We start from the raw sequence: 14,023 nt of genomic DNA, 5'->3' as shown, positions 1-14,023 counted from the left end.
CTCTCTGCCCGTCACACCCGCGTCGTACCCTTCGGACCCGGTCCGGCCGCGAGGGTGCGGCGGGCGAGCTCGTCGAAGCCGACGCCGTCGAAGCCTCTCAGGGTGGTGCTCAGACGGTCACCCGCGATCCACTGGTCGGGCAGGCGCGCGGCTCCGAGCAGGCCGCCGGCGATCGAGCCGACCGTGGCCCCGGCCGAGTCGGTGTCCCAGCCCGCGGCCACGGCGCCCGCGACGGACGCGCCGAAGTCGCCGCGCCCGTGGACCAGCGCCGCCGCGACCAGCGCCGCGTTGTTGACGGTGTGCACCCAGTGCAGGCCGCCGTGCCGCGCGTACAGGCGGTCGACGACGCGCTCGAAGTCTGACTCCGCCTCGGCGTCGGCGACGGCCTCCCGGACGGCCCTGGCCAGCCGCGACCCTGTGGGGACGACCGACAGGCCAGCGTCCACGACGTCCCGGACGGCGCGCGCGGGGTCGCCCGCAGGGACGGCCAGGGAGCGCGCGCACATGGCGGCGACCATCATCGCGCCGTAGAGGCCGTTGGCGGTGTGGCTGAGCCGGGCGTCGCGCCAGGCGTGCGCGGCGGCGGTCCACGGGTCGCCGGGGTTCGCCCAGCCGTACACGTCGGCCCTGATCAGCGCGCCGATCCACTCGCGGAACGGGTTGCGCCAGGTCGCGGTGCCCGGCGGTTCGATCCCGGCCAGCAGGTTGCGGTACGCGACGCGCTCGGCGGTGAAGACCCGGCCGGCGGGGAGCTCGTCCAACCACGTCGTGGCGACGTCGGCCGTGGTGAAGCCGCGCCCGAAGCGCTCCAGCACGGACAGGGCGATCAGCGGGAAGTTGAGGTCGTCGTCCTCGGGCACGCCGGCGATGTTCTCGGCCAGCGAGTTGGCGGCGCTGCGCCGGTTCCAGGGCCAGCGGGCGGCCACCTCCGGCGGCAGGCCGACCGCGGTGAACCAGCCGCGGATCGGCCAGTTGCCGGTGGCCTCCGCGATCTCCCTGATGCCCTCACGGGGGATCTTCTCGACAGGCTTGCCGAGCACGCACCCGGCCGCCCGCCCCAGCCACGCGCCGAGCATCCGGTCGTCCAGCCCGTGGTGGCCGGCGTGCGGATCGGCCGGATCGGCGTCGAACCCGCCCGGGGCGCTCGCCCGGATCTCTTCCAGGCCGGACGGCTCGGGAAGCGGGGACGGGACCGCCGCCAGCTCGTCCAGCAGTTCCCCCGCCAGCGCGCGCAGCTCGGGCGCGACGGGACGGGGTGAGGCGCCGGCGCGGGGCGGCGCGTCGTGCCCGCCTGCGGCGTGCCAGCGGGCGGCGATCCGCGCGACCCGTCCGGGATCCCGCCCGTCCTCGGCCGCCTGCCGCAGCTCGTGCCCGACCAGGTCCTCCGGCTGCACCCAGGTGAGCCGGAGCGGGACGTCCGCCGGGGCATGGATCGCCCCGCTCACGCCCGCTCCCCGGTCAGCGCGGCGAAGGCGGATTCGTGGGTGCGGCGGCGGGTGAGGTCGGCGGTGTGGACGCGGCGCGCGACCTCGGCGATCGCGACGCCGGGGGACGTCAGGTCGAGCCTGCTGGCCGTGGCGATCGGGCCGAGCCAATCCCGCGGGACCGCCGCGGCGCCGCCCAGGGCGCCCGCGATGGCACCGCCCATGCTGGCGATCGAGTCGGCGTCGCGCCCGTAGTTGACGCCGCCGAGCACGGTGTCGCGGTAGCCGCCCTTGGCGATGACCAGGAAGGCGAGCGCGAGCGGCAGTTCCTCGATGCTGTGCAGGCGGCTGGGCCGCCGGGCGCCGAGCCCCTGGTCGCGGTAGGTGTCGGCGACGGTGTCGTACGGCGCGACGGCCGCGCGCAGCGCCGGGAACGACCCCTCCCAGTGGCCGAGGTCGCGGGCGCGGTCGCACACGGCCTCGATGGCGGCGCGCGTGCCGTCCCTGGCCAGCCGCAGGCAGGTGGCCACGACCGAGTCGGCGGTGGCGCCGGGACGCATGGCCTCGGCGACGGCGGCGGCCATCACCCCGGCCGCCTCCCGCCCGTAGCTGGACTGGTGGGCCCCGGCCAGGTCGATCGCCTCGGCGTACGCGCCGTCGGGGTCGGCCGCGTTGACGACGCCGACAGGCGCGACGTACATCGCGGCGCCGCAGTTGACGATGTTGCCGACACCGGCCTCGCGCGGGTCGACGTGGCCGTAGTGCAGGCGCAGGACCAGCCATTTCTCGGCGAGGAAGACGCGTTGCAGGGGCAGCGCGTCGGCCTCCAGCTCCGGAATCCAGCGCTTCTCGCCCATCATCTCCGGCACCAGGAGGTCTGCGGCGGCGTACGCGTCGAGGTGGCGGCCGGCCTTCTCGTACACGCGGATGAGCGCGTGGGTCATGAGGGTGTCGTCGGTGACGTGCCCGTCGCCCTTGTGGTACGGCGCGATGGGGCGGGCGTTGCGCCAGTCCTCGAACCACGGCGGGACGATGCCGGTGACGTACCCGCCGTAGCGTTCCTGGATCTGCTCGGGCGTCCAGCCTTCGGTGGCGCCGCCGAGCGCGTCGCCGACCGCCGCGCCGGTCACGCAGCCGACGGCCTTGTCCGTCAGCGGGTCGGTCACGAGGTCCGCCGGAAGGTCGCGCGGAAGATCCGTCCGTGGATCGGCCGGCGGGACCGTCGGCGGGGCGGTCGGACGGTCTTCGGGCGGCGTCATGCCAGTCCTCCAGCGATGTCGATGATGTCGGCGCCGGCCAGGTCGGGCAGACCGCAGCCGGCGAGTGTGCGGGTGGCGGCGCGCCAGCCGGGCGGCAGGGCGTCGTATCCGGTGGCCGCCCCGGTGAGGGCCCCGGTCAGGGCCGGGGCGGAGTCGGCGAGCGAGGGCAGGCACGCGGCGGCGGGCACGGCCAGGGCGAGCGCTCCCTCGGACACCTCGGCCAGGGCGAGGGCCACCGCGACGGTCTGCGCGGCGGCGACGCCGTAGCTGTACACGTGGTCGAGCAGGGCGGCGTCCAGGGCGGGGACCGCGGCGAACGGGTCCCCGGCGGCGCGCGCCACCGTGAGGGCGGTGCGCGTGGCGTGGCCGATGGCGGTCTCGTCGGGCAGCTCGGCCAGCGCCGCGGCGACGGCGGACGACATGGGCGCGCCGGAGACCAGTTCGGCGACGGCCGCCGCCATCGCCGCGGCGGCGAGCACGCCGTCGAGCGCGTTGGTGACCGAGGCGTCGGCGCGCGGGTCGACACCCGCGGCCCCGAACGCGACGGCCCGTACGGCGGCCGCGTCGTCGAAGTGGTGCGGGTTGTCGTGGCCGCTGGCCGGGGGCCGCTTCCCCGCGGCCAGGTTGGCCAGCGCGGTGCGCACCGAGATGCGGGTGCGCAGGTCGGAGCGTCCGGCGAGCCGCAGGAAGGCCGCCTCGCGGTCCTCGTGGACGGTGAGCGCCGTCCAGGCCAGCCATTCGGCGTCGTCGGACGGCCCGATGGCGAGCGGCCCGACCGGCTGGTTGAGCGCGAAGGGCACCGGCAGCGTCGTGAGCGCGTGCTCCTCGGCGAAGGCGTCCAGCTCGCGTTCGAGCCTGCGGCTCCAGGGTGCCAGCAGCGCCGAGCGGTGCCGCGCGGACGGCCATCCGGCCGCGTCGCCGATGGCGAGCCCGGCGAACGCGCCTCTGATCCTGTCCCCCGATGACATCGTCTTCCCTCCCTCTGCCTAGCCGGGTCCCAGCGCGGATCCCGGTTCGCGTCCCTCACCGCTCCTCGCCGTGCGGCCGGAGAACGCGCGGGCCGCCGCGGCGAGCTCGGTGGCGACGTCGAGCACATGACGCCCGGCGACGTCCGGCAGGCATCGCCCGTCGGCCGGGCCGATCAGCCGGGCCCACCGCGCGGGCACCGCCGCCTCGCCGCGCCCCGCCCCCGCGAGGGCGCCGGCGATGGCCGCGGTGGTGTCGGCGTCCCTGCCGAGGTTGGCCGCGGACACCACGGACTCCTCGACCTCCCCCGCGCCGAGCAGGTAGCCGGCGAAGGCGAGGGCGACCGCCTCGGGCGCGAGGTCGGTCCACGGGTAGTGCGGGACGACCACGGCGGCGTACAGGTCCTCGACGGAGCCGGACGCCGCCGCGGCGACGGCGGCGCGCAGGTCCCGCGAGGTCCAGGAGTCCTCGGGGACGGCGGCGAGACCCGCCTCCACCACCTCGGCGGGCGGCGCGCCCGTCATGGCCACGGCGACCGCCGCCGCGACCGCCTGCCCTCCGTACACGCCCTCGCCGCTGTTGCTCACCACGCCGTCGGCCGCGACGAGCCGGGCGGCCTCGGCCGGGTCGCCCGCGGCGAAGATCCCGTACGGCGCGGCGCGCATGGCCAGGCCGTCGGACCAGCCGTGCTGGTGCCAGAGCCCGGACATCGGCGGCTCTGCGCCGCGCAGCAGCGCCTGGACGGCCCCGCGCTCGGAGAAGCCCGCACCGCGCATCGGGCCGGCGGCGTGGGGAACGACGCGCTGGCGGTACTCGCGGGCGACGTCGGCGCTGGTCAGCGCGGATCCGTACCGGCACAGCAGGGACGCGGCGAAGATCGTGTACTCGGTGTCATCCGTGCCGCCCTTGCCGGGCTCGATCTCGGTGAGCCGTCCCCAGCGCCGCCGGATCTCCTCGCGGGTGAGGTTCTCTGCGGGCCGTCCGAGGGCGTCGCCGGCCGCGAGGCCGAGCAGGCACCCCCGGGCGCGGGTCTCGATCACTTGCCGTACCGCTCCAGGACCTTGTTGCCTTCGTCGACCAGCGTCGTGGCGAGCTGGTCCAGGGTCGTCTTGTTCGCGAAGTACTGCTGCAACGCGGGAGTGGCGACCTTGCTCTTCCACTCGTCGAACCCGTTGACCTTGAGGTACGGCGCGACGACGAGGTTCTGCGCCGAGGCGGTCGCGACGTCCCAGCCGTTGTCCTTGGTGGTCATGGACGGGTCGGACGCCGCCTTGACGCTGGTGGGCAGCAGCCAGTCGCCCTTGGCGAGCTTTGCCTGGTTGGCGCTGTTGAGGAAGTAGGCGATGAACTTGGCGGCCTCGTCCGGGTGCTTGCTGTCGGCGGAGACCGACAGCGTCTGGGAGAGCGCGCCCTGGTTGGAGCTGGTGCCCTTGAGCGGCGGCAGCGTCACCCACTCGAAGCCGTCCGGGGCCTGCTCGGCCACCTGCTGGCGCAGGTAGACACCGGCGGGCAGCAGCGCGTACTTGCCGGCGTAGAAGCCGGGCAACGGGTCGGCGGCGCCCATGCCGAGCGCCGACGGGTCGGCCGACTTGTCCTTGTAGAGCTGGTCGTGGATGCGCTGGAGCACCTCGCGCTCCTCGGGGCCGACCTTGACCGTCGACTTGGTGCCGTCGGTCTGGAAGAACGTGCCGCCGAAGTTGAGCCCGAGGTTGAGCACCCGGTTGACCGGGGACTTCAGCGGCCAGGCCACGCCGTAGGAGCCGTCCTTGGTGAGCTTCTTGCTGATGTCGGCGAACTCGTCCCAGGTCCAGGGGGCGTCCGGGGTCGGGACGCGCACCTTAGCGGCGTCCAGCAGCTTCTTGTTGGCGATGATGACCTGCGACTCCCGCAGGAACGGCACGCCGTACACGCCCTGGCCGCCCTTGCCGTCGCCGAAGGTCACGGTGTCCCAGGCGTCCTTGGGGATGTCGGAGGTGAGCTCGGCGGGCAGTTTGCCGGTGAGGTCCATCAGGTAGCCGCGCGAGGCGAAGCCGGCCAGCGCCGGGGAGTCGTCGTGGATGACGTCCGGCGGGTCGCCCGCCTCGAAGGAGGTGACGAGCTGGTCGTTGACGTTGTCCCAGCTTCCCTGGACGTACTCGACCTTGATGTTGGGGTTGGCCTTGTTCCACTCGCCGACGATCTCCTTGTTCGCGGCGATGGACTCCTTCTGCCAGGCGAGGCTCAGGAACTTCAGGCTGACCGGCTCGGCGGCCGTGCCGCCACCGGTGCCGCCGCTGCCGCCGGTGTCTCCGCCGGACGCGCATCCGGCCGTCAGCGCGACGACCGCGGCCGCCGCGACCGCGAGTGCGGTTCTGGTACGCAAGTGCTTCTCCTTACAAAGGTGCTTCAGGCCGTGGGGTGTGGGGCGGGCGTCATCCCTTGACGGCGCCGGCCATGAGGCCGGATCTCAGCCGCCGCTGGATGATCGCGAAGAAGGCCAGGCTCGGGATCGTGGCCAGCAGCGACGCGGCGGCGAGCGGTCCGAGGCGGACGACGCCCTCCGCGCCGGTGAACTTGACCAGGGTGAGCGGGAGGGTCGCCACGTCCGGGTCCTTCAGGACCACCAGGGCGAACAGGAACTCGTTCCAGGAGGAGATGAACGCGAACAGCAGCGTGGCCACCACTCCGGGGGCGAGCAGCGGGGCGACGACCCTGACCAGCGCGACGACCCGGCCCGCGCCATCGACGGCCGCGGCCTCCTCCAGCTCGCGCGGCACCGCCCGCACGTACCCCTGGAGCATCCACAGCGCGAACGGCATGACGAACGTGACGTGGACGAGGGTGAGGCCGGGCAGGGTGTTCACCAGGTCGAGACTCCGCAGCACCATGAACAGCGGGATGATGATCAGGATGAACGGGAAGATCTGGCTGACCAGCACCCATCCGACGGCCAGCTTGCTGAGCGCCGTGCGGTGGCGGGCCATGGCGTAGGACGCGGGCAGGGCCAGCACGACCGTCAGCAGCGAGCAGGCCGTCGCGACGACCAGGCTGCGCAGCGCGCCGCCGACGAGGTCCTGCTCGCCGAAGGCGTCGGCGAAGTTGGACAGCACGGGGTTGTGCGGGATCCACGTCGGGTGCAGGCTCGCCATCTCCCGCGGCGTCTTCAGCGCGGTGGACAGCAGCCAGACCAGCGGGAACCCGAGGAAGACGACGTACCCGAGCAGGGCGAGGTACTGAAGGGGCCTGCGCATGTCAGCTCGCCTCCCGCATCTGGCGTCCGATGTAGAGGCCGAGCACGGCCAGCACGACGATCACCATCGCGAGGCCGAGCGTGGCGGCGTAGCCGAAGAAGCCGTACCGGAACGCCTCCTCGTAGGCGAACAGCAGCGGCAGGCGCGTCTGCCCGCCGGGGCCGCCCTGCGTCAGCACGTACACCAGGCCGAACTGGTTGATGTTCCACACGAAGTCCAGGGAGGTGATCGTCACGATGACCGGGCGCAGCTGCGGGAGCGTGATGTTCCAGAAGCGGCGCCAGGCCGACGCGCCGTCCATCTGCCCGGCCTCGTACAGCTCGCCGGGGATGCCCTGGAGGCCGGCGAGCAGCACGACCGTTGTCTGCGGCATGCCGGTCCACACGCCGACGACGATCACGGCGGGCAGCGCCAGGCTGAAGTCGTTGAGCCAGTCGACGTTGTGGCCGAGCAGCCCGAGGTCCTGCAGGACGCTGTTGAGGATGCCGGCGTTCGGGTGGTAGACGAGCCGCCACATCAGGCCGATGACGACCGGCGGCATGGCCCAGGGCACCAGCGCCAGCACGCGGGCGAAGCCGCGGAACCGCAGGTTCTCGTTCAGCAGCAGCGCCAGGCCGAGCGAGGCGGTGAACTGCAGGACGGTCACCGACACCGCCCAGATCAGGCCGATCCGGAAGGACGCCCAGAAGTCGCCGTCGGTGAGCAGGTCGCCGAAGTTGGCCAGGCCCACGAAGGACGTCTCGGCGTTGCGCCCGGACCGGGCGTCGGTGAAGGCGAGGTACATGCCGTAGAGCAGCGGCCCGACGCTGAAGACCAGCACGGGGACGAGCGCGGGCAGCATCAGCAGGAGCGTCTCGCGCCCGCCGCTCGTCGGGCGGCCGCGGCGACGGGCGTCGGGCGGCCGGGTCCTTTCCGCGGTCAGGGTCATGGGGCCTCCTCTCCGGGGATGCGGGACGGGTCCGTCGAGGCGCGGACCACGAGCCGGGGTTCGACGGTGACCACGCGGGGCGCGCGCCGGGTGTTCTCCAGCTTGTCGAGCAGGAGCTCGGCGGCGGCGCGCCCGCGTTCGGCCGAGCCCAGCGAGACGCTGGTCAGCGGCGGCCAGGCGAGCGTGGCGAGGTCGGTGTCGTCCATGCCGGCCACGGCGACGTCCTGCGGCACCCGCCGTCCGGCGCGGCGCAGCACGTCCAGGGCGCCGAAGGCGATGAGGTCGTTGGCGCACAGCAGCGCGTCGAGGTCGGGGACGCGGTCCAGCAGGCGTGCCGCCGCGCGGGCGCCCTCCGCGCGGTAGAAGTCGCCGACCTGGGTCAGGCCGGGGTCGTAGGGCAGGCCGAGCGCGGCGAGGGCCTCGGCGTAGGCGGCGGAGCGGGCCGCGCCCGGGACGGTGTCGAGCGGGCCGTTGACGAAGCCGATGCGCCGACGTCCGAGCCCGTGCAGATGCTCGACGGCCAGCCGGACGCCGGCGCGCGAGTCGGTCCGCACGTTGTCGACGGGCGCGTCCTCGGGGACCGAGCCGATGACGACGATGGGCGCGCGGGCGGCGGCGAACATCGTCAGGTGCTCGCCGGTCAGGCGCAGCGGGATCATGATCAGCCCGTCGATGTAACGTTCGCCCAGGCCACGCAGCACGTCGATCTCGTCGGCGGTGTCGGCGTCGGTGGAGTGCAGCACGAGCCGGTACCCCGCCGCCTTGAAGATCGGCTGGATCTCGCGGATCATCGCCAGGTACACCGGGTTGCCGATGTCGGCCATGGCGAAGCCGATCTGGTTGCTGCGCCGGGACTTCAGCGAGCGGGCGGCCGAGTTGGGGACGTAGCCGAGCTCGCGGGCCGCGCTCATCACCTTGCGCTCGGTCTCCGCCTTGGTGGGGAGCCCGTTGAGCACCCGTGAGACGGAGGCGATCGACACGCCCGCGTGCTGGGCGATCGTCGTGATGGTCGGCTCCTCGGTCACATGTCACCTCGGTCGTCGGCTTACGGCGCGGGGGGCGCCGTTGTAAACGTTTACAGAACGCCTCGGTTCGGTCAGGGAACTGAAAACGTTTACGGAATGACGTTATGAAACATGCCCGAAACAGCCACCGTCAAGTCACGATCGGGTAAACCATCACATACCGGACAAACGTCCGCAGCGGCACCGGCTCAGAGTGTGCGACGCCACACGTCGATGACGAGCACCGGGCGCATCCCGACGGACCGGTACAAATCCAGCGCCGGGGAGGTGTTTCCCGAGTCGACGTGCAGATACGTGCCCACGCGGCCCCGGCGCGCGTCGGCGGCGAAGGCGTGCCTCAGCAGCAGCCGCCCGATGCCCCGTCCCCGGAACTCCGGCAGCACGGCCAGGATGCGGACGTACCCGTGGTTCTCGTCGGCGGCGAACATGTCGCTGCCGAGCAGCATCCCGGCCGGGTGGCCGTCCGCCTCTGCCAGCAGCAACTGCGACCAGTCGTGGGTGGCGGACGCCTCGAAGTCCTCCTTCCACCGGTCGTACTCCTTGGGGACGAAGCCGAAGTGCTCGGCGAAGCCCTCCTGGTGGATCCGGTGCGCGGCCCGCATGAGCTCCTCCAGGCCGGACGCCGGGTGGACGGTGACGCCGGGGATGCCGCCGGGGTCGGGCCGGGTGTGCTCGATCCTGAGCCGGTGGAAGCTCGTCGCCGGGGCGAACCCGTGCGCGCGCGCCGACGCCCGCTTGCCCTCGTCCTGCCGGTAGACGCCGATGTCCACGACGGCCGCGGGAAGGCCGAGCTCCGCGGCGATCTCCCGGGCGCGCCCGAGCACCGTCCGCCACAGCCAGGCGCCGGCCTCCGGGTCCCGGGCGTAGACCTCGATCTCCACTCCCCCGCCGGACCCCTGCCGCACGGCGTACCCCCAGCCCACGGGGTCCTCGCCGCCGTCGCTCCCGCGCAGCAGCCAGGCGTCGCGGGAGGGGTCCAGGCCGGGGTCGGCGAGCGCGTCGGCCACGTCGTCCTGGGTCATGTCGGGACGGCCGAGCACCTCGGTGTCACAGGCGGCGACCAGCCGGTGGATCGCCGGCACGTCGGCCGCGTCGGGGCGGCGGACGTCGTACGCGCTCACGCCGGCGTCGGCCGGGTTCTGATGTGCTTTCACGCCTGTTGTTCTAACCAGGGTGACTTGCCGGACGCTGAGTGGGGACTTGGCGCCGGCCACCGCGCCCGGCATTGCGTGCGGCATGATGGCCATATCAGGGTGGATCATCAAACGCGGAGGCCGGTATGGACGCGCGGCAGTTCTTCGAACACCTGTCCGGCGCTCGGCGGGTGTACGGGGATCCGTACGAGAAGGACGGCGTCACGGTCATCCCCGTCCTGACCGTCCGCACGGCCGGCGGCTTCGGCCGAGGCGAACGTCGCGGGACCGGCCCCGATGAGCGGGACGGCGGCACAGCAGGAACCGGCACGGAGGTCAGCACCGACTTCGCCACGGACGGCGGCGAGGGCGGCGGCGGAAGCGCGGTCGCGCGCCCGGTGGGCGCCTACGTCATCAAGGACGGCGAGGCCCGGTGGGAGCCGGTGATCGACGTCAACCGCATCGTCCTCGGCGGCCAGATCCTGCTCGGCCTCGCCCTCATCCTGTTCGCGCGCCACCTGCGGCGGCGCGACCGGTAGACATCACGCCGCCGCCCCCACCGTCGGGGTGCGCCCATGAACGGCCCGGCACGTTCCGCTTTCGGCCGGTTCGGCACGTTCCCTGGTCACCGATATCGCTGACAGGTGACGAGCCGCGGACCACCTGCCCGGCGCCCGCGGTCAGTCCCCTGTTCGTTCCAGCTCGGCCACCTGCCGGTTAGTGTCCTCGACGAACCGCGTGATCTCGGGGGCATTCCAGCCGAAGAAATAGTTGATCTCCTCCGGGGAGTTTCGCGTCAACGAGTCGATCAGGCTGCTGATGACCAGCGTCAACTCCCGATCCGAGATCTCCCACCGATACTTCGCGTCCTCTCCGCGGCTTAGGGTGGCCATCACCAATTCCCACCCCTGTTCCATTCGCACCGAGCGTCGAATTGCTCCTTGGTCATCTTTCCACCCGTCGCCATGTAGCCGTTCGCACGCGGCACCACGTAGCCACGGACCACATCGTAGAAGACGCCTTGCCGCCCTGAACCGCACGGCGAAGGCCTTCGACCGTGAGGTTGCGGACACGACGAGGGCATCATTGCCCGGCTACTCCGCCAGGTTCGCGAGGAAACCGGCCTCGACGCCGAGCCCGTGACTCAGGGCCGCCCACCGCAGAGCACCCCCGCCTACGGGGACGCGCCGTCGCACCGATGCGGCACGTCGATTGCGCGCGGCGGATTTGGCTTACGTCCGTTTCGAGCGCCATGCTCATGAAAGTGACATCTAGAGCGACGAACTCCGCAGCGAACAACTACGAGCTGGGCGGCACGCTGACGATCCCCCGGCTGGGCTTCGGCGCCATGCAGCTTCCAGGGCGCTGGAACAGGCCGCCGATCGACCTGGAGACGAGCGTGGCGGTCGCGCGCCGCGCCGTCGAGCTCGGGGCACGGCACATCGACACCGCCGCGTTCTACTTCTCCCCCACGGGCCGCGCCAACGACATCCTGCGCACGGCCCTGCACCCGTACCCGGCGGACGTGACCATCGCCACCAAGGTCGGCCCCCTGCGCGACGAGACCGGCCACATGTACGCCGAGGCCACGCCCGGGCAGTTGCGCGCCGAGGTCGAGCGGAACCTGCGCGACCTCGCCGTCGACGTGCTGGACCTGGTGTACCTGCGGGTGGGCCGCCTTCAGAGTGATGTGGCCGACCCGATCGGCGAGCGTTTCGCCGTACTCGCCGGGCTGCGGGACGAGGGCCTGATCCGCCACCTCGGCGTCAGCAACGTGACGCGTGCCCAGCTGGACGAGGCCCGCGCGATCGCCCCGGTCGCCGCGGTGCAGAACCGCTTCGGCGTGCTGGACCAGCGGGACGCGGCGCTGGCCGACGCGTGCGCGGACCTCGGCATCGCGTACATGCCGTTCTTCGCGCTCGGCGGCGGCCACGCCCCGCTGTCCGGCGAGAACCTGGACGCGGTGGCCGCGCGCCACGGCGCGACGCCCTTCCAGGTCGCCATCGCCTGGGGCCTGGCCCGCTCGCCCTCGATCGTCCAGATCCCCGGCACCGCGTCCCTCGCCCACCTGGAGGAGAACATGGCCGCGGGCCGCCTGGCCCTGGACGAGGAGGACATGGCGCTGCTCACAGCCCCGGAAGGGGCATAGGGACGAGCGGCTCGTAGCGGCCGCAGGCGCGCCGGACGGTGATCTCGCCACCGCGAGGAACGGCTTCACATCGTCCGGCGCCGCTCACCGAACCGCTCGGTGAACTCGGCGGAACGGCGGCCGTACGCCACCGCAAATCCGCGCTCCCCCGCTGATCCGGACCGCCCGGCGACGCCCGCCCGTGCCGTGCGAATCCGCGGGCCGCAAAGCGAGTCGAAATCCGATTTCATTTCCACTCGCGCGCTTTCTTATGGCCTCGTGTACGCGGTGCGGAATTTCGGGCGTGCCGGCGTTGAAGCCGCATCCGGCTTTCACTCGCCTGCTGGTGGCGGGGGGTGATGCCGCCTCGCCGGGCCGGTTCCGGGGCTTTTCCGTATGAATACGGATGCCGCTACGGATGTACGGCGCCTTCCCGTGGCCCTACCGTCACGCACAAGTCCTCCACCCCCCAGTCCCGCCCCATCACGCCGTCCGCCGATTCACCACCGATTCACGACGGCGCGATGAACGCTGCCCGCGTACACGGCGAACCACGCGGCAGCGGGATGCCGAGAAAGGAATTCGCGCATGAGGCGCAAGCTCGTCCTCGCGGTGACCGCCGCCCTGGCCCTGTCGGGCCTGGTGGCGTCCGCGACCCCCGCGATCGCCCAGGCTCCTCCGGGTGCCACCGGGAACAGCGCAACCCTCAGTGCCCCCCTCGGCCGCACGACGGCACTCGCGGCGGCGCCCGACATCAGCCTGACGAACATCAAGGCCCATCTGAGCCAGTTCCAGAGCATCGCCAACGCCAACGGCGGCACCCGCAGGTCCACGACCAGCGGCTACACCGCGTCGGTCGCCTACGTCGAGCAGAAGTTGCAGGCCGCCGGGTACACCACCGCGCGCGTCGCCTGCACGCCGGGCTGCACCAGCGGCGCCGGGCCGAACCTGATCGCCGACTGGCCCGGCGGCGACGCCAACCAGGTCATCATGTCCGGCGCCCACCTGGACAGCGTCTCGGCCGGCCCCGGCATCAACGACAACGGCTCGGGTTCGTCGATGCTGCTGGAGATCGCGCTGACCCTGGCGGCGCAGCGCCCGACGATGACCAAGCACGTGCGGTTCGGCTGGTGGAGCGACGAGGAGCAGGGCCTGCTCGGGTCGCGCGCCTACGTCAACTCGCTGAGCACGACCGAGCGCGCGAAGATCAAGCAGTACCTGAACTACGACATGGTGGGCTCGCCCAACGGCGGCTACTTCATCAACAACATCACCACCACGGCCGCCGCCGACCTGCGGGCGTTCTACACCAACCTCGGCCTGCAGCCTGAGGAGAACACCGAGGGCGCCAACCGCTCGGACGACGCCTCCTTCCGCAACGCGGGCATCGCCACCTCCGGCGTGGCGGCGGGCGCCAGCGCCGTGAAGACCGCGGCGCAGGCGAGCAAGTGGGGCGGCACGTCGGGACGCGCGTACGACTCGTGCTACCACCGGTCCTGCGACACCACGGCCAACATCAACGACACCGTCCTGGACCGGGCCGGCGACGCGGCGGCGTACGCGATCTGGACCCAGGCCGTCGGCACCCCCTCCAGCCGGGACTTCTCGATCTCGGCGACCCCCTCCTCGGGGACCGTGACCGCGGGCCAGTCCGTCTCGACGACGATCGGCACCACCACGACCGCGGGCACCGCGCAGACGGTGACGTTCTCGTCGGTGGCCGGCCTGCCGAGCGGCGCCACCGCGACCTTCAGCCCGACCTCGGTGACCTCGGGCGGCTCCTCGACGCTGAGCATCTCCACCTCCGCGTCCACCCCGGGCGGGACCTACGGCCTCACCGTCACCGGCACCGGTGAGACCGCCACGCACACCGCGTCGTACACGCTCACCGTGCAGGGCACCGGCGGTACCCGCACCTTCCGCAACGACA

At 72.6% G+C, this 14,023-nt stretch carries 13 protein-coding genes; 3 read left to right on the top strand and 10 right to left on the bottom strand.

The window, feature by feature from the left end:
• Positions 1-11: 11 nt before the first annotated feature.
• From DQ384_RS37245 to DQ384_RS37205, 9 genes are all read right to left on the bottom strand, one after another.
• A complete protein-coding gene (locus DQ384_RS37245; protein WP_245967053.1) occupies positions 12-1,445 on the bottom strand; it encodes an ADP-ribosylglycohydrolase family protein in 1,434 nt (477 codons plus the stop codon).
• Positions 1,442-2,683, bottom strand: coding sequence for an ADP-ribosylglycohydrolase family protein (locus tag DQ384_RS37240; protein WP_114033587.1), 1,242 nt, complete (start codon positions 2,681-2,683; stop codon positions 1,442-1,444). Before DQ384_RS37240 ends, DQ384_RS37245 begins: the two co-directional genes overlap by 4 nt.
• Positions 2,680-3,651 carry an ADP-ribosylglycohydrolase family protein gene (locus tag DQ384_RS37235; RefSeq protein WP_114033586.1) on the bottom strand — a complete coding sequence of 324 codons (972 nt, stop codon included), beginning with the start codon at positions 3,649-3,651 and terminating at the stop codon, positions 2,680-2,682. The genes DQ384_RS37240 and DQ384_RS37235 overlap by 4 nt, the downstream gene beginning before the upstream one ends.
• Positions 3,652-3,669: 18 nt before the next feature.
• A complete protein-coding gene (locus DQ384_RS37230; RefSeq protein WP_114033585.1) occupies positions 3,670-4,689 on the bottom strand; it encodes an ADP-ribosylglycohydrolase family protein in 1,020 nt (339 codons plus the stop codon).
• Positions 4,686-6,011 carry an ABC transporter substrate-binding protein gene (locus DQ384_RS37225; protein WP_114033584.1) on the bottom strand — a complete coding sequence of 442 codons (1,326 nt, stop codon included), beginning with the start codon at positions 6,009-6,011 and terminating at the stop codon, positions 4,686-4,688. The genes DQ384_RS37230 and DQ384_RS37225 overlap by 4 nt, the downstream gene beginning before the upstream one ends.
• 49 nt (positions 6,012-6,060) lie before the next feature.
• The gene (locus tag DQ384_RS37220; protein ID WP_114033583.1) at positions 6,061-6,879 is read right to left on the bottom strand and encodes a carbohydrate ABC transporter permease; all 819 of its coding nucleotides are present in this window, start codon (positions 6,877-6,879) and stop codon (positions 6,061-6,063) included.
• A 1-nt stretch (position 6,880) separates the two neighbouring features.
• Positions 6,881-7,807 (bottom strand): carbohydrate ABC transporter permease, encoded by a 927-nt coding sequence (locus DQ384_RS37215; protein ID WP_114033582.1) that lies wholly within the window; start codon positions 7,805-7,807, stop codon positions 6,881-6,883.
• Entirely contained in the window at positions 7,804-8,832 is a 1,029-nt protein-coding gene (locus tag DQ384_RS37210) for a LacI family DNA-binding transcriptional regulator (RefSeq protein WP_114033581.1), read from the bottom strand. Before DQ384_RS37210 ends, DQ384_RS37215 begins: the two co-directional genes overlap by 4 nt.
• A gap of 188 nt (positions 8,833-9,020) precedes the next feature.
• Positions 9,021-9,986 (bottom strand): GNAT family N-acetyltransferase, encoded by a 966-nt coding sequence (locus tag DQ384_RS37205; protein ID WP_245967052.1) that lies wholly within the window; start codon positions 9,984-9,986, stop codon positions 9,021-9,023.
• A 125-nt stretch (positions 9,987-10,111) separates the two neighbouring features.
• On the opposite strand from DQ384_RS37205, the gene DQ384_RS37200 reads away from it, so the two are divergent.
• On the top strand, positions 10,112-10,504 hold the full coding sequence (locus tag DQ384_RS37200) for a hypothetical protein (RefSeq protein WP_114033580.1): 393 nt from the start codon (positions 10,112-10,114) through the stop codon (positions 10,502-10,504).
• Positions 10,505-10,645: 141 nt separating this feature from the next.
• On the opposite strand, the gene DQ384_RS37195 is transcribed toward DQ384_RS37200, so the two are convergent.
• Entirely contained in the window at positions 10,646-10,858 is a 213-nt protein-coding gene (locus tag DQ384_RS37195; RefSeq protein WP_147269045.1) for a hypothetical protein, read from the bottom strand.
• Positions 10,859-11,229: 371 nt separating this feature from the next.
• Here DQ384_RS37195 and DQ384_RS37190 point away from each other — a divergent pair, with 371 nt between their 5' ends.
• Complete coding sequence (locus DQ384_RS37190) at positions 11,230-12,114, top strand: aldo/keto reductase (RefSeq protein WP_245967051.1); 885 nt, start codon at positions 11,230-11,232, stop codon at positions 12,112-12,114.
• 567 nt (positions 12,115-12,681) lie between these two features.
• A partial coding sequence (locus tag DQ384_RS37185; RefSeq protein WP_147269044.1) for a M28 family metallopeptidase occupies positions 12,682-14,023 on the top strand: 1,342 nt, incomplete at its 3' end.

It is taken from the genome of Sphaerisporangium album (assembly GCF_003323745.1).
Taxonomy (GTDB): Bacteria; Actinomycetota; Actinomycetes; order Streptosporangiales; family Streptosporangiaceae; genus Sphaerisporangium; species Sphaerisporangium album.
The sequence above is the reverse complement of the archived record's forward strand: the minus strand, read 5'-3'. Positions and strand labels throughout refer to the sequence as shown.